Source organism: Arcticibacterium sp. GJ41-1 (assembly GCF_055808875.1).
Map to the genome: position 1 here is coordinate 1425667 of NZ_CM147888.1, position 20844 is coordinate 1446510.

Sequence of the window (20844 nt, forward strand, 5' to 3'; positions counted from 1 at the left end):
ACTTTGTTGGGACAGCCTCTTTTTTGTTTTAAAGGGATTTGATTTATACTTTTTTGCAAGGTCTTTTATCTATTAAACCTCCACTTTTTTTGATATTTTTGATGAAAATTGATGCTCTTATGAATCTAAAAAATCTGCCTTTTTTTATATTAATTAGCTTATTGCTTTCATGTAAAGAGAAGAACCTCTTTGAAAAGATTGAGTCAACTCATTCTAATATTACTTTTTCAAATGTATTGGTGGAAAGTGACACTTTGAATATTCTAGACTTCGAGTATTTCTATAATGGCTCAGGTGTCGGAATTGCTGATTTTGATAATGATGGTCTCCAAGATATATTCTTTAGTGGTAATCAAGTTGCCAATAAAATGTACCTTAATAAGGGTGATTTCAAGTTTGAAGATATATCGGAACTGGCAGGTATAGAAGGAAAAGAAAGGTGGAGTGCTGGTGTAATAACAGTAGATATTAATGCCGATGGCCTGATGGACGTATATGTAGCTGCTACAGTTAAAGGAACAGCCGAAGAGCGTCAAAATTTACTATTTGTCAATCAAGGTTTGACCGAAGGAGTACCGAGGTTTAAAGAAATGGGAGTAGAGTATGGTGTTAATGATTCTGGCCACACAGAAAACGCTGCATTTTTTGACTATGATAATGATGGAGACTTAGATTTATATGTTTTAACCAATATAGCTGATAGCAATCCTAATAGCTTTAGGAAGAAGATTACTGATGGCTCATATCCTAATACAGATAGATTTTACGAGTGTACATGGAGTGAAGGTTTGGGTCATCCAGTTTATAAGAACATTTCAAAGCAAGCGGGAATAACAATTGAAGGTTACGGTTTAGGACTAAGTATTTGTGATATAAATAAAGATGGCTGGAAGGATATTTATGTTACCAATGACTATGCTGCGGATGATTTACTTTATATCAACATGAAAGATGGAACCTTTCAAGATATGGCGAGTGAATATTTTAAGCATACTAGTAACTCTGCCATGGGAAATGATGTAGCAGACATAAACAATGATGGCTATTTGGACATGGTAGCTTTGGATATGTTGGCAAAAGATAATGAAAGAAAGAAGGTTTTGGCTGGGCCAATGAACTATCAACTGTTTATGTTTAGTAATGAATTTGGCTATACATATCAGTATATGCGAAACACCTTGCAGTTAAATAATGGCATAAGTGAATATAATAAACCGATGTTTAGTGAAATTAGCCTTTTGGCTGGTTTTGCTGAAACGGACTGGAGTTGGACACCTTCTTTAGCTGATTTTGACAATGATGGCTATCGTGATTTAATAGTTACAAATGGTTTTCCTAAAGATGTAACCGATAGGGATTTTATGGCTTACAGGCAGGAAGCTGAGTTTTTAGCTTCAAGACCTTATTTGTTGGGGCAAATGCCGGAAGTTAAGATTAGTAATTACGCTTTTAGGAATAATGGCAATTTAGAATTTGAAGATGTTACCAAAGAATGGGGTATGGAAATACCTTCTTTTTCAAGTGGAGCAGTGTATGCTGATTTAGATAATGATGGTGATTTAGATTATGTGGTTAATAATATAGATGATGAAGCTTTCGTATTCCGTAATAATCTAATTGAAAATAAGGAGGAAGAGGTTCGTAACTATTTACGTATCAAATGTAAGGGTGATGGCTTAAATATTAACGGGATTGGAGCAGTAGTGCTACTAGAGTTAGCCTCTGGAGAAAAGATGATTCATGAAAACATGCCTCAGCGAGGGTATCTTTCTAGTGTGGAGCCAACCCTTCATTTTGGATTGGGAGATAAGAAAGTGCTAAGCTTAAAGGTTTTTTGGCCGAATGGCAAAATGCAGCAAATTACTAATCCAGTGCTGAACCAAGTGTTGGAGGTAAACATATCAGAAGCTAATCTTACATCAGATTTCTCGAAAGACTTAAATGTAACTAGGTATTTTGAAGATATCTCTGATAGTTTAAATATAGCGTACACTCATTTTGAGGCTGATTTTATAGACTTTAACCTTCAAAACCTTATCCCGTTTAAGCTTTCAGAATCTGGCCCTGGTCTCTCTGTAGGAGATATAAACAACGATGGTTTAGAAGACTTCTTTATAGGTGGTTCAAAAGGACAAAGTGGAGTCTTTATGACACAAAAAGCTAATGGAGACTTTGAACGTACATACTTATTAGACGAAATGAAAGTACCGACTAAACTTGGAGAAGATTTAGGAAGTCTACTTTTTGATGCGGATGCCGATGGTGATTTGGACCTGTACATATGCAAAGGTGGAACAGAGTCTACAAAGTATGAATCAAGCTATCAAGACCAATTGTTTTTAAACGATGGTAACGGAAATTTTACTTTGAGTACTAGTGGCTTACCCGAATTTAAAATAAGCACATCATGTGTAAGAGGAACTGATTATGATAATGATGGTGATTTAGACCTTTTTGTGGCAGGTAGGTCTGTACCATCGGAATATCCGAAATTTGAAACTTCAAAAATTCTAAGAAATGATTCTAAAGGAGGTCAAGTAAGTTTTACCGATGTTACTGATGAAATAGCCCCAGGTTTTAATAATGTAGGGCTAATCTGCGATATTCTATTGACAGATTTTGATAATGATGGTCAAACCGACGCCATTCTATTAGGAGAATGGAGCGAAATTATTTTCATGAAAAATGACAATGGGAAATTTACTAAAGCTAAGAATACCGGATTAGAAGGTTTAAAAGGTATTTGGACTTCTATTAACGGAGCAGACTTTGACCAAGATGGCGACATTGATTATGTGGTTGGGAATATTGGGGAGAATTCATTGATGAAAGGTACAGAGAAGGAGCCCACCATGATTGTGGCAAAAGACTTTGACAATAATGGTAATTATGATATCATTCCTTTTGTGTATTTCAATACTGAAAGTGGAGAAAGAAAATTGGTGCCATATAATGGGCGTGATGATGTAAATAAGCAGCTGAATGTTGTTAGGACTCGTTTTGTGTCCTATAAAGATTTCACCTTAGCTAATATGGACAATTTACTGACGGCTGAAGAAAAAAAGGATGCTCAGATTTTGTCACTTAATTGCTCTTCTTCCATATATATAGAGAACCTAGGCAATGGGAAATTTAATTATAAAAAACTTCCAAGAAGAGCTCAGTTTAGTCAAGTTACTGGAATATTGATTCAAGATTTTGATCGAGATGGTTATGAAGATATAGTTTTATCTGGAAATAATTATGGTAACGAACCTATTGGAGGACGTTATGATGCTTCAAATGGTTTGTTTTTAAAAGGAGACGGTCATGGGAATTTTGATGAAAAAATGAACACAGGTTTTTATGTAGCTCAGAATGCTAAAGCTTCGGCTTATATGTTTGACGCTTCTGGTAAAATGATACTGTTAGCTTCGCAAAATAGAGGACCATTAAAGGTTTTTAAAACGCAAGTAGAAAGGAATGGTGTAGATATAACAGCAAAGCATAAATATTTAATCTATGAGTTAAATGGAAAAACAGTGAAGAAGGAAATTTACGCGGGTTCTTCTTATTTGAGTCAATCTAGTAGGAGTGTTTCTCTTCCTAAAGGAGCCCAAAATGTCAAGGTATATGAGTAAGGTTCTGGCAGCTGTTTTAATGTTCTTATTGGTGTCTTGCGGAAAGGAAAATGAGGAACGCGAGCCTGTTACCTCCGACAAAAGTGGCGAAGAACTAGCGAAAATCTATTGTACTAGTTGCCATGATTTTCCTAAGCCGGAAATGTTGCCAAAAAATATTTGGCTAAGTAAAGTACTGCCAAATATGGCTTTGAGAACGGGTAATGGAGATTTAATGAAAGAGTTACTTTCCTTATCTGACGAAGATAGAATGTATATGCTGCAAGCTGGCTTTTACCCTCAAAAGCCAATGATGACTAAGGAGGATTGGGATAAAATAGTAAAATATTATGAGTTAGAATCTCCTGAAAGTATTGACTCTACCATACAGCAAAATAGTATGCTAAGTGGTTTGGCCTACTTTAAAGCAGAACAACAGTCCATTGATTCAAAAAACATAGTGATGACACAATGGGACAGTTCGGAGAAACAATTCTATGTGGCAACCTATGACAAGCTATTTTCAATAGGGGGCAATAATGAAGTAAAGGAAGAAATGGCTGAAAGTAAAAGCCCAATAGTAAAATATAGACATCATAAAGACTATGGCAAAGTACTTTTAGAAATAGGACACTTAAACCCTAAAGACTTACCATTAGGAGCTTTAAAAGTGGCAGATACTGGAGAAGTTTTAATTGAAAACTTAGCAAGGCCTGTAGATTTTTTAATAGAAGATATTAATGATGATGGGGTAGATGATTTTCTAGTTGCAAACTTTGGCTATCATTTAGGTGATTTGAGCTGGTATGATGGGAGAGACTTCAGGAAACATATACTGTCAAATGAATCAGGTGCCAGGAAGCTTTATTATATAGATTTTGATAAAGACGGAAAGAAAGATATTTTAACTTTAATGACGCAGGGTAGGGAACAAGTGGTTTTCTATAAAAACATAGGTGGTGGGAGATATGAAGAAAAGGTGCTTCTTACTTTTCCTCCTTATCATGGTAGCAGCTATTTTTTACTAAAAGATATGGATGCTGATGGTGACTTAGACATAGTTTATACCAATGGTGACAATGCCGATTTGTCAATAGTGTTTAAGTATTACCATGGAGTACATATTTATACCAACACGGGCGGCAATTTTAAGGAGACCTATTTTTACTCCATTAATGGTGCCTCTAAAGTGGGTGTAGAAGATTTCAATAAAGACTCCAAACTGGACTTAGCAGTTATTTCGTATTTTCCGAAGGCTGTTAAAAATGAGGGCTTCCTATATTTTGAAGGTACTGATGATAATGGTTTTCAGGTCTATTCTGAGCCAACTCTGTCTAAAGAAAAATGGCTTACTATGGATATAGGAGATTTGGATGACGATGGCTATAAAGACATCATTCTTGGAGGGTTTGATAGGGGAGGAGATAAGGAGAAAAAGATGGTATACCTCTTGAAAAATACTATCAAACCTTAATCATAGGAGAACGTTTTATGCTTAGTGGTTGAATTTGAATTTATAGGCTAAAGAGAAAATTGGTGCTCCAAAAATGGTTAGTTTATATGGCTTTGAAGCATTTCCTAAAGGTCGGAAGAATATAGAATAGGCATTTTTCCTGGCATAAATATTATAAATAGTAAAAGCAAAATTTCCTTTGAACTTCCTGTTTCTCATGTTCGGGTTGTAAATGTTCCAAGCGAAATCAAGACGGTGATAATCTGGTAAACGATTGTTATTTCTTAAAAAGTAAAAAGGTAAAACCTGATTGCTGTATTTAATATACCCTTCAGGAGAAGTAAAGGGTCTTCCTGTAGAATATGTAAAATTGAAAGAGAAGTCATGATGAACTCCTTGGTTAATTATCAATGCGGCGTTTACTGTATGTGGTCGGTCATAGTTTGCGGCGTATTTTTGACCAAAATTTACCCTTTGACTAAGTAGTGGCCCCTCATCCACTTGGTTTAGTGAGCGAGCATAGGTGTAGTTTATCCATCCAGTAAATTCACCTTTCTTTTTTGATATCATTAGCTCTGTGCCATAAGATGAGTTAACCCCTTGTAGTATTTCAGTTTCTGGTGTTGGGTTTAATAGAAAATCGGCTCCAGGCTTGTAGTCAATTATGTTTTTGGTTTTTCTGTAGTAAGCTTCCATTGAAACCTCATACACGCTCCCTGATAAGTTTTTAAAGTAGCCTAATGAAGCCAATTGGCTAACTTGGGGTTTTATGTTCAAATCTGAAAGTTTCCATCTAGAAGTAGGAATGGGGGTAGTGGTGTTGGAAATCACTTGTAAGTATTGTCTAGCCAAATTATAGCCTCCCTTTATACTGCTGCTTTCGTTCAGTAAATAGCTAAAGCCTATTCGAGGCTCTAATCCTCCATAACTTTGGGCTACTTCACCTTTGTTATATTGGATTGTTTCTAGCACTGAAATTTGATTTTTAGGTTCGTTTTCTTTGTAAGTATTTACACTAGAAGGCCCCATAGATAGGTAATGAGAATATCGTAAGCCTAAGGAAATCTTCGTTTTAGAATTTAGATCTATTACATCTTCAATACTTGCTCCCAGCTCTATCCCGTTTTCAATGGGTGTGGAAATAGCCAAGACACTTTCGCTAGTACCAGGAACTATTTCGCCGGGGTTTATAGCGTATCTAATCGCATCTACACCAATCTCAAAATTATGCTTGCCTTGGTAGAGGTTCAAGTTAGATTTTATCTGTTTATAATCTATATTCTGTTTTATCTTAACTACGTTATCGCTATTAAGTTCTGGTAGTAAGGTGTTTGGTTGGTAATTTGAGCTTACTAAGGTGGTTTGGATATTGGCTTTGCTGCTTATATTGTAAAACCACTTGCCGGAGAAATTGGCTGTTTCATATTGAAATTGAGAAGAAGAGGCATTGATATTCCCTATGGTTCCTAATATTTCTGTTTGGAAAAAGTCATAACTATAATAGGCAGATAGCGAGATCGTGTTTTTGTCATTAACCTGATAAAATAGCTTGGCGGCTCCATCTGCAAATTTTGCTTTAAGGTCTTTCAATTGGTCGGAGACTACAGGGAACAAGAAGTCATTAAAAGAGCCTCTCCCAGCTACAAGAAGGGATAGCTTTTTCTTTACTATTGGAATTTCGGCCATGAGCTTATTGGAAACAAAACTTATTCCACCTTGCATTTTAAACTTGTCCATAGAAGGTGTGGCCAACTTTATATCTAAAATGCCCGCTGTTCTTCCCCCATACCTTGCTGGAACATTTCCTTTATAGAGGTCAAACGATGAGATTGCTTCTGAAGGAAAGGCCGAAAATAAACCAAACATGTGGGTAGGATTGAAAATAGGTGCATCTTCCAGCAACATTAGATTTTGGTCTGTGGTGCCTCCTCTTACGTTTACACCATTAGAAGCCTCTCCTACACTAGATACACCTGGCAACATTTGTAGACCTTTTAGTAAATCTACTTCACCAAGAGCTGAAGGTAGTTTTTCTACAGTTTTCATGCTCAGAGTACTCACACCCATAATGGGCCTTCTGACTGTTTGGTTTTCGATTCCACTTACTATAATCTCTTGGAGCGTATTCTCAACTAATTTTAATTCTACATTGAGGTCATTAAGCGGAAGGGTTAGTTCCCTTCTAAAAGGTACATAACCTACATACCTTACTGTAATAACTACCGTTTTTCGAGGTAGAACGAAAGTGAATTTCCCATTTATATCTGTAAAATCTGTTTGGTCGCCGTAGTCAATACTTATTGTAGCCCCAATTAAAGGCTCTTTTTCTACATCATCTGTTACTGTTCCTTTTAGTATGTAAGTTTCTTGAGAATGAGCGATACCGAGTGAAAGGCAGAGTAATAGTGTGATTATGTATTTCATGGGATTAATTTTGGCGAGCAGTAAACCAGCCTTCAGGTTGGGTGCTAGTTCGTGTGTCACTATTTATGCAGGGAGCTAAAGGGGGTCTGCTGGTATCAGCAGGATTCACCGGTTCTGGATTTGCTCTACGTCCACCAAAAAGGCCAACCGTTGGAAGAGTTCCAGGGATATCTTGTTTATCTAACCAGTATAGTTGTTTATCAACTGCAGCTACAATGAAATACCCACCTATGGCTTGTTTAATGTCATCTTTGCTATTAATGTTTCCTGCTAATGTTGCTGGTGGGGTGTCTGCCAGTCCTCCAGTATTTTGGCCTTGCGATTCTACAAGCCTCAGGTAGTCGTAAACATTATTATTTATAGCATATTGTCGAATTTCTATTAAGGCTCCTACTTTTTGATAAACCGGTATTTCGGCAACTTGCCGTCCAATAATTTCTCTTCCATTAGAAAATTCATCATTCATGACGTTTATTTTCCCTGCCGAAATTATTTCCCAGCAAGGTATGTCGCACCTGTAATCATAAATGACGTCTCTATTTCTACTTAATGGTCTACATTCTCCTAGTGGACCAGTGCTTGCATCATTATAATATAAAGATCTGTCACAGGTTTTACAGTAAACTTGTTGTTCATAAAGAATCCAGTCCCACATATAGAAGTCTATAGTAGACTCTTCGTCTTTAGTGTCAATGTATACATATTGCCCCGGAAGCGTTTCTTCGGGTAATTTTATAGCCCTTTCATCAAAAGCATGATAAACTTTGTTGATTTTGGAAGCGGGATTCATTTTTTCCAAATTGGATTCAAATAGAAGACCATTAGCAAGAGTGAAAACTAATTGGTAGGAACTGCCTACTTCTCCTTTAAATTCTGATGGAAAGGAATATAGACCAGGAGTTGTCTCTGTTAATGGCACTTCCGTTTCAGTGTTAACTATTACTTTCACGCTTGCTCCTGACACGGGTTGATAAGTTGGGAATGACGATGAAACGGGTTTGGAAATTGTTAGTTTGACGTAATTACTGGAGCTATTGTCTGTCAATCTTCCATCTACTATATAAATGGTTTCGCTAGCTGGAAAGGCCTTGTCAAATGGTTCTACACAAGAAATAGCCGTTAGCATGATGGCCAAAAATGCCCTTTTAAGAAAGGATAATATTTTGAGGCTCATTAAGATTTTACTTTTACGTATGGGTTGAAATTCTAATATAGAGATTTAAATAAACAAACATGAATCTATTAGAGGGATAGTTTTTAATTATCTACTAATCAGCCTTTTTTGTCGTTTATTAAGCTTGTAATTGTTTTTTTATATAGGTATTGCAAACTTAGTTTTAGAATTATTGACCGATTAATAATATTCTGAGAGACTATCGGTAAATTATTTCTGAAATATTTTGGCATGACTATCTTTGAGCTGAATTTAGACATATTAGCAATGAAGCTCCCACATATACTGACTTTTTTATTTTTGTTTTTAGAAAGTAACCTACTCTTTGCTCAGGTAACTTTTACTGAATTTCCGGAGAACATGCAGCTTTATTCAAGAAATAGAAATAATGAGGCATTAGTAGATATAATTGGAACAATTCAGACTTCAGATTATGAACAAGCGGTAGTTAAGCTATTTTCGGAAGATAATCTTTCTTCCACGTTTGTTGTAGATGATTTGAAAGCTGGTTTAGACCTTAGCTTTCAGATTCCTATTGAAGCTCAATTGACCGAATATACTTTAGAGTTTTGGTTAAAAAAGTCAAATGATTCTTTATTGGTTAAATCTGCCCAAAAGGTACTTTGTGGAGATGCATTTATTATCTACGGTCAATCCAATGCAGTTTCTTATGCGAATTACTTGGTACTAAATGATAGTATTTCAAAGAAGTATACCAGAAATTATACGCATTATTTGAATAATTCTCACAGTACCGATGGATGGCATGATGCCACTTTTCCTGAAGTGGGTACTCTAGGGAAATGGTTTATCAAAAACTTTACAGAAAAAGAGGAAATTCCCATTTTGGTGATTAACGCCGCATTGGGTGGGACAGACCTGAAGTATCTGTCTCAAAGAAATCCGGATTTTTTGTATGACGTTCACACACCATATGGTTTGATGCTGAAAAGGGTTTTTGATAGTAAAGTGAAATCTATCAAAGGTTTTATTTTTCTACAAGGGGAGTCTGAGGCAAACACTAGCCTTCAAAGTGTAGATGAATACCCAGCATTGTTTGATACTTTTAAGAATAATTTAAGTTTGGATGTTCCTCCAATAGATAGGTATTATGTATATCAATTAGGTGTAATGAATACGCATGCTCTCTGGGAGGCAGGAAAGCTTAGAGAGTTTAAAAGACAGCTAACTAGAGTTTATGACAATGTTTCTGTGGTGCCAGCTACAGGTTTTGGCTTTTGGGATTTCGATGGCTTACATTATAGTTTAGATGGTTACGGAGTTATTGCTAAGTGGCTTTATAATAGTTATTTAGCTTTTGAAAAAGGAGAGAAGAAGTTTGAGACACCAGACTTACAGAAACTTATAAATTTAAATGGTGAGCAAAGGTTAAAGCTCGTTTTTAATCAAGAAATAACGGTAAGAGATAGTATCAATTTTGGGTACTATTCAAGCCTGATGAAAGACCATTTCTATGCAGGTCGTGTATCTGGTTTTATAAATGGTATAGAGCGTGAAGGAAAAAACCTTTATTTAAGTTATGACAATCTACCAGCTAATAGTTTGACTTATTTACCTGGCTTTTTTAGTGACCCAGAGGGTAAGCCTTATGGAGGACCTTTTATTAAAAATAGGCTGGGTACCCCAGCCCTCACGTTTTATGAAGTGGAAATTCAGGATGAATTACCAAAACCAATAATTGATAAGTCCGTTTCTGATGGAAGCGTAGTTCAACTTTTCATTAATGAAGTTAGGGCTAAAGAGTGTAATGATTGTGAACTTGAGATAAGTTATTTGACAAATAATGGTCGTGTTTTTCTAAAATCTGTGGCTAGCGAAAACTTAAAAGTAGATTTGCCAAAGGCTGATTTTGAAAACTTGACGCAGTCTAATATGTTAATCCTGAGATACAGCAATTCACTGTCAGAGTCTGCACCCATGGCTTACAGTTTGAATGGGGAGGAGGTATTAGATACAGATGAAGATGGTATTCCAGATAACTGGGATAACTGTAATGAAAGAAAGAATTTTGAGCAAACAGATTTTGATAAGGATGGAGTAGGAGATACCTGTGATTTAGATGCCGATGGTGATTTAGTACCTGATGATGAAGATAATTGTTTGTTTCAGACTAATCCGCCAAAGCCGCAATTAGTTATAACAGATGGAAATAAAATTTATTCATCTTTATCTGCCACTCAATACCATTGGGTTGTAAATGGAGCATTCAGCGAGACTACAAATGATAATTTATATATAGTGCGAGATTCTTCAGAATATGCAGTGTTTATAGCGGATAAAAATGGCTGTAATAGCGTTGTTTCAGAAGCTTTAAGAGTATTTACTCCAGACGAGGTTGTTCTTCTTGGAAATCAGGAGGATTTAAGTTCAATAGTTTATCCAATACCAACTCAATATAGGATAAATTATATCTCAACTCACAAAGACTTGTACAAAGCAGAACTTTATACCATGAATGGTAAGCTTTTGAAAAGCTATAAACTAGACAGTAATGAAGGCCAGCTTGATTTGAACGCTGTAAGCGATGGAATCTACCTGTTACACTTCTATGATAGTGCGAGTAGACTCCTATTTACACGAAAGATAGTTAGGAGAAACTAAAAGAGACGGTTGAGTTAAAGGTATAAAAAAGGCCAGCAGATGCTGACCTTTTTCTTATATATGATTGCCTATCATTACGAATGAATAGACCTGTTATCCGTAGCAGCTAATGCCGCTTCTTTAACAGCTTCCATGTAAGTAGGGTGGGCGTGCGATATTCTTCCTAAGTCTTCTGCACTGGCTCTAAACTCCATTGCAGTAACACCTTCGGCTATCATATCTGCCGCTCTTGCACCTATAATATGCATTCCTAATACTTCGTCGGTCTCTTTATCTGCCAATACTTTTACTAAACCATCTGTATCTCCACTAGCTGTGGCTCTACCTAAGGCTTTGTATGGGAATTGACCTTTTTTATAAGCTCTACCAGAAGCCTTTAATTCTTCTTCTGTAGCACCTACAGAAGCTACCTCAGGCCATGTGTAAACTACACCCGGTATTAAGTTATAATGAATATGTGGTTTTTGACCAGCAATGGTTTCTGCCACTAAAACACCTTCTTCTTCTGCTTTGTGAGCTAGCATAGCTCCTTTTATAACATCACCTATGGCATAAATACCCGGTACCGATGTTTCTAACGTACCATCGGTTACCTCTATCATTCCTCTTTTATCAGGAGTAATGCCTATTGCTGCTAAGTTCAGATTATCAGAATATGCTTTTCTTCCGATTGATACTAAACAGTAGTCGCCTTTAAAGGTCACTGTTTCGCCTTTGCTGTTTTCCGCAGTAACTTCTACTTCTTTTCCAGTGTTTGAAATGTTGGTCACTTTGGTGTTGAAGTTAAACTCCGCACCATGTTGTTTCTTAAGTACTTTTTGAAGCTCTTTTCCTAAAGTACCATCCATGGTAGGAATCATACCTCCAGCAAACTCAATAAAAGTAACCTTAGCTCCAAGTCTAGCGTAAACCGAACCTAACTCAGCTCCAATTACACCAGCACCAATCACCAAAAGGTTTTTAGGTACTTCCGTAAGGTTTAGAGCTTCGGTAGAAGTGATAATTCTTTTTCCGTCAAAATTCATGAACGGAAGAATAGTTGGTTTAGAACCCGTAGCTATAATAACATTGGTTCCTTTGATTTGCTCTTCGGTACCATCTGTCTTTGCTATTTTTACAGTGTTTTTGTCAATGAAAGAACCAAAACCATTGAAAACTTTGATTTTGTTTTTCTTCATCAAAAACTGAACACCATTATTCATCTTGCTTACCACGTCGTTCTTTCTACCAATCATGGTTTTAAGATCAACTTTTGGAGCATTGATTTTGATACCATGCTCCGCAAAATGGTGAGTTGCGTTATGAAAATGTTCAGACGAATCTAAAAGTGCTTTTGAAGGGATACAACCTACGTTAAGGCATGTACCACCCAAAACATCATATTTCTCAATGATAGCTACTTTTTTGCCTAATTGAGCTGCACGTATTGCTGCTACATATCCTCCAGGGCCAGAACCAATTACTATTACATCAAAATCCATAAGTCTATATTTTAATAAAGGCAGAGCCTTTCAATATTTAGTATTAATAAAATTCTTCAAGAACTTAAACTTGAAGCATCATTCTCATTGGGTCCTCTAATAACTGCTTAAGTCTTACCAAGAAACTAACAGACTGCTTTCCGTCAATAGTTCTGTGGTCATAAGATAGAGCCAAATACATGATAGGTCTAATTTCAACCTGTCCGTTTATGGCTACCGGCCTTTCTACTATATTATGCATTCCCAAAATAGCTGATTGCGGAGCATTGATAATAGGTGTTGACAGCATTGAGCCAAATATTCCACCATTTGTAATAGTGAAAGTTCCTCCAGTCATTTCAGGAATAGTAAGTTTTCCGTCTCTTGCTTTTAAAGCCAAACGAATTACTTCAGACTCAATTCCTGCAAAAGATAACTTCTCTGCATTTCTAATCACAGGTACTACCAATCCTTTAGGAGCAGAAACTGCAATAGAAATATCTGTAAAGTCATTGAAAACTATTTCGTTACCGTCAATGTAAGCATTGATAGTAGGGAACTCTTGAAGAGCAATAGAACAAGCTTTGGTGAAGAAAGACATAAAACCAAGACCTACGCCATGTATATCTTTAAATTTCTCTTTATAGCTTTTTCTTAAGTCCATGATAGGCTTCATGTCAACCTCGTTAAAGGTGGTCAACATAGCTGTCTCATTTTTTACAGCAACTAATCGCTTCGCAATAGTCTTACGAAGTGAAGTCATTTTCTCTCTTCGCTGACCTCTGTCTCCTTCAGAAACAGCAGGAGCTGCGGCAGCGGCAGGAGCAGGACTAGCTTTTGCTGGGGCTGCTTTCTGAGCATTTTGAGCATCTTCTTTAGTTACTCTTCCGTCTACACCAGTTCCTTTAACCGCACTAGCGTCAATTCCTTTTTCAGCAAGAATCTTAGCAGCTGATGGAGATGGATGACCAGAAGCGTATGTGTCTTTTCCGGCGGCTGGCGTGCTAGCAGCTGTTGGACTTGCGGCAGGGGTAGGGGCAGCTGAGCTAGCTCCTGCACCTGCAGTTATTTTTGCAACTAAATCTCCTACTGGAATAACAGCACCTTCTTCAGCTATGATTTTTATTACCCCGGCACTTGGAGAAGGCAATTCAAAAGTGGCTTTATCTGATTCCAATTCACAGATGATTTCATCCATTTCAACGGTATCACCATCTTTCTTAACCCATGAACTTAAAGTTACTTCGGTAATAGACTCACCCACACTTGGTACGGTAACTTCTATTATTTCACCAGAACCACTAGCAGCAGCGGGTGCGGCCGCAGGGGCTGCAGACTCTTCTACTTTTGGTGTTTCGGCTGGAGCAGGAGTAGAGGTGGCTTCTGCAGACTCCTCAATTCTACAAACCAGTGCACCTATCTCAAGTGTTTCTTCTTCTTGAGCTACAATCCTTAAAATTCCTGCGGCTTCTGCCGGCAATTCAAAAGTTGCTTTGTCGGACTCTAGTTCGCATATGATTTCATCCATTTCAACAAAATCACCATCTTTTTTTACCCACGAGGCTATCGTAACTTCCGTTACTGATTCACCTACTGAAGGTACTTTCATTTCAACTGCCATGATCTATATATTCTCTTTATTAGTCAAATCAAATGCTTTATTAATAATATTGGTTTGTCCCTGCTGGTGATATTTGGTATATCCAGTAGCTGGGGATGCACTTTTCTTTCTCGCTATTAAATCAGAGATTCCAATTTCTGGGAACTCACGAAGAATAAACGACCAAGCACCCATGTTTTGAGGTTCTTCTTGAACCCAAATCGTTTGTACTTTTTCAGGATAACTAGCCAATAACTCTGTTACCTGATGCTTAGGGAAAGGATGAAGTTGCTCTACACGAAGTATAGCCACATCTTTTCTCTTATCTGCTTGCTGCTTTTCTAATAAGTCAAAGTAAATTTTACCAGAGCATAATAATACTCTTTTCACCTTTTTAGGGTCGGCGTAATCATCACCATAAGTCTCTTTAAACTTAGTACCAGGTAAGAACTCTTCCATTTTAGAAATAGCTCCAGGATGACGGAGCATCGATTTTGGAGACATATGCACACATGGCTTTCTGAAAGGAAGTGCCAGCTGTCTTCTTAACATATGGAAGAAGTTGGCAGGCGTAGTACATGCACATACATACATGTTATACTCCGCAGCTAGCTGTAAAAACCTTTCTGGTCTAGCATTTGAGTGCTCAGGCCCTTGTCCTTCATAACCATGAGGTAAAAGAAGTACCAAACCATTCTGAGTTTTCCACTTAGATTCCGCTGCCGAAATAAACTGGTCAATCATGGTTTGTGCACCGTTGGCAAAATCACCAAACTGAGCTTCCCAAATTACCAACGCGTTAGGGTTAGCAAGTGCATAACCGTATTCAAAACCCATTACAGCATATTCAGACAGAAGCGAGTTGTACAACTCTATTTTTCCTTGCCCTTCCTTGATGTGTTCTAGGTTGCTGTATGTTTCATTGGTGACGGTGTCATGCAAAACAGCATGCCTGTGTGAGAATGTACCTCTTTGTACATCCTGACCAGTCATTCTTAGCCATTTTCCATCATTCAAAATTGAACCAAAGGCCATTAGTTCGGCCGCCGCCCAGTTGAATTCTTTTTCGCCCGCAAAAATACTTTCTCTTTCAGCAAGCACTTTTGTGATTTGCTTAATCGCCTTAAAACCTTTTGGGATATTTGATAGTGCTTTACCTATTAGGGCTATGGCATCTTTATCAATTCCAGTTTCAGGAGAAATTAAGAAATCTTCCTTTTTAGACTTACGAAGCTCTTGCCAATCTCTCTCAAGTTTTGGCACTTCATAAGGCAATTGTCTTTGCTTAACTTTTGCAAGTAATTCTTGAAGATTGCTATCAAAAGAAGATTTCAATTGCTTCGCTAAACCAAGGTTATCTTCTCCTTGGTCTTTAAGTTTTTGCAAATAGACATCACGAGGATTCTTATGCTTATTAATGTATTTATACATGGCAGGCTGAGTGAACTTAGGTTCGTCAGCCTCGTTATGACCGTATTTACGGTAACATATCATATCAATAAACACATCTTTATTAAATTCTTGTCTAAACTCAATAGCCAATTGCATGGCATAAACCACTGCTTCTGGATCATCTCCATTGACATGGAAAATAGGTGTATCTAATATTTTAGCTACATCTGAACAGTAAAGGCTTGAGCGAGCGTCGTCATTGTCTGTTGTGAAACCTACTTGGTTATTGATAATGAAATGTATAGCACCTCCTACGTAATACCCCGGAAGGTTTGACATTTGGGCTATTTCATAAGCAATACCTTGACCTGCTAAAGATGCATCACCATGTATGATGATTGGCAAAATTTTGTCATAGATATCATCAAAGTCATTAATCTTTCTACCATGGCTTTCAAAATGGCCATCGGCTCGAGCTCTTGCATAGCCTAAAACCACAGGGTCTACAGCTTCAAGGTGAGAAGGATTTGACATTAGTTTAAGACTAACTCTTTTTCCTGCAGGTGTAAGAACCTGAGAGGTATAACCCATGTGATATTTTACATCACCATCGCTATATTCTTCTTCTTCAATGTTTTCTTCAAATTCATTGAAAATTTGCTCATAGGGTTTCTGCATAATGTTAGTTAAAACATTAAGCCTACCTCTGTGAGCCATACCTATAACTACTTCTTCTACGCCTAATTCGGCACCTTTCAGAATAGCTGCGTCTAAACCTGGGATGGTAGACTCGCCACCTTCAATAGAAAAACGCTTCTTTCCAAGGTATTTAGTATGTAAGAAATTTTCAAAAGCCGCAGCCTCATTTAATTTCTTTAAAATTCTTTTTTGTTGTTCTGGAGAAGGCTTGAAGTCGATGTACTCTCCTTCAATCTTTCTTCTAAACCAGCCTTTAATCTGTCTGTCTCTTATATATTGATATTCAAAACCAATAGGTCCAAGATAGACTTTTCTTAGCTTGTCGTTAATTTCTCTTAGGGTAGCAGGGCGGCCTAGTACCTCAATTCCTGCTTCAAAAACCGTGTCTAAGTCAGCCTCAGAAAGTTTGAAATCTTCTAAGTCTAAACTTGGATTGTGTTTTCGCTCCGGCCAAAGAGGATTGATCTTAGCAGCCATATGGCCACGGGCTCTAATCCCACGGATAAGATGAACTACTTCGATTTCTTTTCGAACGTGTTCATTTGATTTGTCTGTTCCGGTATTGGTAGTACCGTTGCTTTTCCAGGTTTCGGAAAACTCAAAACCTTTAAAGAAATTACGCCAGCTTTCATCTACTGATTCAGGATTTTCTTTGAACTGCTCATAGAGTGATTCTATAGCTGAGACGTCTGCATTTGCCAAGTAAGAGTACTGGTCCATTTAATTTTTTATAATGCTTAAAGCTCTGATAAGATAGGAAAGGCAAAGTTAAAATTTGCTTTTAAAATGAAGTAACATTAACCCTTTTTTCTCTGCGAATTATACCTATTTATTTAATTAGGTCAAGGTATTACCACTTTTTGTTAATTATCGTACAGTTATTCTTGATCAAATTGGATTATTCTAATCGTTTTTTGCTAGAAGGAATTCAATAATGGAATTTCTTCATGAAAACCAAAGACATCATATCTGAACATGAGCTGTATCAAACCATTAGAATTTATGAACCCTGTATTTGAAGTAAAGAGCCTCAAAGGTTTTGGGTCATAGGAAATGCCAACGGTTGCAGTTTCGGCAATTCTTAATTCGGCAGAGCTTATGGCATTTAACTCTTTACTGTCTCTAAATCTTAAACTAGCACCAAGTGCTAATTTCTCCCCAAGCCATAATTTTGGGTTAACATGAAAGAAATTTGCATTTTCATATTTCAGGTCTAAGCCCGCAAGCGTACTAAGGTTCAGGTTAACGTTCTCTGCTAATTTTAGGCGGTAACCCAGCATTAGATTTATGGGTTGGTAAACGGCAGTAAAGAAATTGCTTTTTGCATATAGGGTAGGACTAGAGATACTCAAAAAGCCATTTTCGGTAAAGGCGGCAAACCCTAGCCCAAAGAAAGGGCTGAGCTGTTGGGTGAAGTTTTGGGAGCCTATAAGGTTGGGAGATACAGTGAAACCACCATTTAAGCCTATTTTTAGTTTGGCAGCGTCGGTGTCAATGGTATAGGCATAAGATAGCCCTAAACCACTGCTAGTGTTTCCTGTGATAGTATTTCTATACCCCTGAAAACCTAATGAGCTTTTACTAGTACCTAGTTTTCCTTCTAGCGAAACGATTTGAGAAATTAAGTTTGGCCTAAAGTTGCCGCTAAATTGATTCCCAAGCATAGCTGTTACCCCAACATTCCCTCTTTCTCCGGCAAATGCAGGATTTATGGCAAGGAAATTAAATTGATATTGGTCTGCTAAGCCAAATTGGGAGAAGGCAGTTTGGGAGAATAGTAAAAATAAGAAGAGTATTTTTTTCATGTGATTGTTTCAAAATCAAACCTAACGAAATTAGGTCAAATATGATGCTATGAAAACAAAAAAGCCGCCAGCGGTTAGCAGGCGGCTTTAGAAATATTGTTTTAACTATTGCATTTGAAGAATTTCAAATTCTGTTCTTCTGTTTGCTTGGTGCTGAGCTTCAGAGCATTTTACACCATCGACACAGCCATTAGTAATTTTAGACTCGCCATATCCAGCGTAAGTAACTCTGTTTCTACTAACACCTCTTTTAAATAGGTACTCTGCAGATTCTTTAGCTCTTCCTTCAGATAGTTTCTGATTGAAGTCTTTAGGGCTTCTACTGTCTGTATGAGAGGCAATCTCAATTTTCATTCCAGGGTATTCACGCATCAGTTTTACTAATTTATCAATACCCTCGCGAGCGTCTGGTCTAATATTGCATTTACCATAATTGAAGTAAATGTTTTCAATAGCTACAATGTCACCAGAACCAAACATCATAATATCTGCCGTTATACCGCCATTAGCACAGCTTAACTTTGATACTGTTTTATCATGAGAGGCTAGGTCGGCTTTGGAGCCACTAAGAGTATAATCACAGCCTTCGGCAACTATAAATTCATAATATCCAGAATTGTCGGTATAAGCGGTTTGAGTGCTTCCGTCGCATTCGTTTCTTAAGGTCACTAGAACACCATCAATAGGGTTGCTAGTGTTTTGTAGTAACACACGACCTCTAATGGTACAAGAGGTGTTATTTGAAAAACCACTTTCAGAAAGGCCACTTTCTGGGCCTTGTACACCACCTGATTGGCCTGAATTATTGCCAGCTAAAGCGTCTTTATCAGTCGGAGTGGTCATTGGGATTTCTAAACGAGTAGGCTCCCCATCACACTCTTCAGTAGTTAGGCTTATGATATTTGGATTGTAACCATCTCTACTTGCAGAGAAAGCAAATTCTGTATTGCTATCAAGATTTTCTAACGTTAAACTTCCATCTTCATTTGTGATTCCTTCTTGAATGTTTCCTTTAGCGTCAGTATATTCAATAACCACATTATCAAGAGGCATTTTTGTTTCAGCATCATATGCTGCAATAATTAAATCGCAACCTTGCTGAAGTTCACATTCTCTTTCAAATTTGTAAATATCATCATCATCTCCACCTCTCTTTCTATTAGAACTGAAGTAACCAGATTTTCTCAAACCATCTGTCAACATTCCGAAGTCATCTTGACTAGAGTTAATAGGTGTTCCTAAGTTTTCAGGAGTAGTTATAGCTTCTGTCGCATTAAGTTTAACAAAGAAAATATCTAATCCACCAAGTCCTGGAAGACCTTCTGATGAGAAGTACAAGTCGCCATTTTCATCAATGTAAGGGAACATCTCATTACCCTTTGTGTTGATTTGTGGTCCCAAGTTTATAGGTTGAGACCAGTTTCCGTTGTCAATTTTTGCTGCATAAATATCTGTTCCACCAAACCCACCTGGCATATCAGAAGCAAAGAAAAGATAATCTTCTTCTGGAGATAGGGTAGGGTGACCAGTAGAGTATTCGCTACTATTGAAAGGAAGCTCTGCTATATCTGTCCAGCTATTTTTGTCAGCATTGGCAATGTATAATTTAAGCTTATTTATACCGTCTGAGCTTTTTTCCGCTTTCCCTTTTACAAAGTTATTTCGAGTGAAAATAACACGTTGCCCATCTTTGAAAAAGGCTGAAGGTCCTTCATGATATTTAGAGTTGATATCGCCATCAAATCTTTCTGAGTCTGTTTCTGGACTGTCACCATAGCCATGGCCTAAAGAAATTCCTCTTCCAAAAGAGCCCAAGGTTTCAGAGTCGTTCGCTGTAGGTGCTGTGTATTCGTCAGAACCAACAAGGCCTACGCCCTTTTTCTTCTTAGATTTTGAGCTAGCCGTTTCTTCTGAAGAGCTTCCGCCCAATCCTGCTGCCGAAGAGCTTCCGCCTAAGGCTGCTAAGTCTTCTAAAAAGAATAAATCAAGAAAGGGTGTTTCGTTCCATTGAAATACTCTGCTTACCCCAGCTGTATTTTGTCTGTTTGATACGAAAACTAGTCCGTTTCTGAAATAAGAAGGACTAAAGTCTGATGCCGTGGTGTTTATAGAGAGGTAATCTACATTGTAGCAGTCTGCATTTTTAGAAAGCACAGAAACGTCACTATAAAGTTTTGAAAATTCTTCTCCTCTTGGGTCATTAGAAGCTTTTTCATTATAAATATTATAGATGTTTTGCGACTCTTGGTATTTACCATTGCTGGCAAGCACTTGTGCATATTTTAGATATACTATTGGTTCAGCGTTAATATCGGTATCACCATTGAAAAGCTCATTAAAAACTCTTTCGGCATTTGTATTATCTTTTAATTTGCAGTAACTATCTGCAAGTTTTATTCTGGCCAGCTTAGCATTTTCTGGGTCAATACCTTTTTTAGTTAAAGCTTGTTCGTAAGCTTCAACGGCTTTGACAAAAGATAAATTGTCATAATGATGTTCGGCCATTTTTAGCAGGGACTGCTGGGCTATGGCGGACATTGTGACTACTAAGCCTAGCATCACCAAAAGGGTAGTTTTTTTGATTCTGGCTATCATGATTATTTTATTTATAAACCA

10 protein-coding genes are annotated in these 20844 nt (G+C 37.3%); 3 read left to right on the forward strand and 7 right to left on the reverse strand.

The annotated features are described in order from the left end of the window. Window positions 1-119 precede the first annotated feature (119 nt). Window positions 120-3620, forward strand: coding sequence for a VCBS repeat-containing protein (locus AC0L6O_RS05765; protein ID WP_473306997.1), 3501 nt, complete (start codon window positions 120-122; stop codon window positions 3618-3620). Beyond that, window positions 3613-5073: an FG-GAP repeat domain-containing protein gene (locus tag AC0L6O_RS05770; protein WP_473306999.1), complete on the forward strand. Its 1461-nt coding sequence runs from the start codon at window positions 3613-3615 to the stop codon at window positions 5071-5073. Before AC0L6O_RS05765 ends, AC0L6O_RS05770 begins: the two co-directional genes overlap by 8 nt. 21 nt (window positions 5074-5094) lie before the next feature. Here AC0L6O_RS05770 and AC0L6O_RS05775 read toward each other — a convergent pair whose 3' ends face one another. Then, window positions 5095-7476, reverse strand: coding sequence for a TonB-dependent receptor (locus AC0L6O_RS05775; protein ID WP_473307001.1), 2382 nt, complete (start codon window positions 7474-7476; stop codon window positions 5095-5097). A gap of 4 nt (window positions 7477-7480) precedes the next feature. Then, complete coding sequence (locus tag AC0L6O_RS05780) at window positions 7481-8650, reverse strand: DUF4249 family protein (RefSeq protein WP_473307003.1); 1170 nt, start codon at window positions 8648-8650, stop codon at window positions 7481-7483. A 267-nt stretch (window positions 8651-8917) separates the two neighbouring features. On the opposite strand from AC0L6O_RS05780, the gene AC0L6O_RS05785 reads away from it, so the two are divergent. After that, window positions 8918-11272 (forward strand): thrombospondin type 3 repeat-containing protein, encoded by a 2355-nt coding sequence (locus AC0L6O_RS05785; RefSeq protein ID WP_473307004.1) that lies wholly within the window; start codon window positions 8918-8920, stop codon window positions 11270-11272. A 74-nt stretch (window positions 11273-11346) separates the two neighbouring features. Here AC0L6O_RS05785 and lpdA read toward each other — a convergent pair whose 3' ends face one another. The 5 genes from lpdA to AC0L6O_RS05810 all read right to left on the reverse strand — a co-directional run bounded on the left by lpdA (window position 11347) and on the right by AC0L6O_RS05810 (window position 20823). Beyond that, on the reverse strand, window positions 11347-12753 hold the full coding sequence (gene lpdA / locus AC0L6O_RS05790; RefSeq protein WP_473307006.1) for a dihydrolipoyl dehydrogenase: 1407 nt from the start codon (window positions 12751-12753) through the stop codon (window positions 11347-11349). Window positions 12754-12817: 64 nt separating this feature from the next. Next, entirely contained in the window at window positions 12818-14353 is a 1536-nt protein-coding gene (gene odhB / locus AC0L6O_RS05795) for a 2-oxoglutarate dehydrogenase complex dihydrolipoyllysine-residue succinyltransferase (RefSeq protein ID WP_473307007.1), read from the reverse strand. Between the two features lie 3 nt (window positions 14354-14356). Then, complete coding sequence (locus AC0L6O_RS05800; protein ID WP_473307009.1) at window positions 14357-17143, reverse strand: 2-oxoglutarate dehydrogenase E1 component; 2787 nt, start codon at window positions 17141-17143, stop codon at window positions 14357-14359. A gap of 197 nt (window positions 17144-17340) precedes the next feature. After that, a complete protein-coding gene (locus AC0L6O_RS05805) occupies window positions 17341-18228 on the reverse strand; it encodes a type IX secretion system membrane protein PorP/SprF (RefSeq protein ID WP_473307011.1) in 888 nt (295 codons plus the stop codon). A gap of 105 nt (window positions 18229-18333) precedes the next feature. Continuing rightward, window positions 18334-20823 carry an OmpA family protein gene (locus AC0L6O_RS05810; RefSeq protein ID WP_473307013.1) on the reverse strand — a complete coding sequence of 830 codons (2490 nt, stop codon included), beginning with the start codon at window positions 20821-20823 and terminating at the stop codon, window positions 18334-18336. Between the last annotated feature and the right edge of the window lie 21 nt (window positions 20824-20844).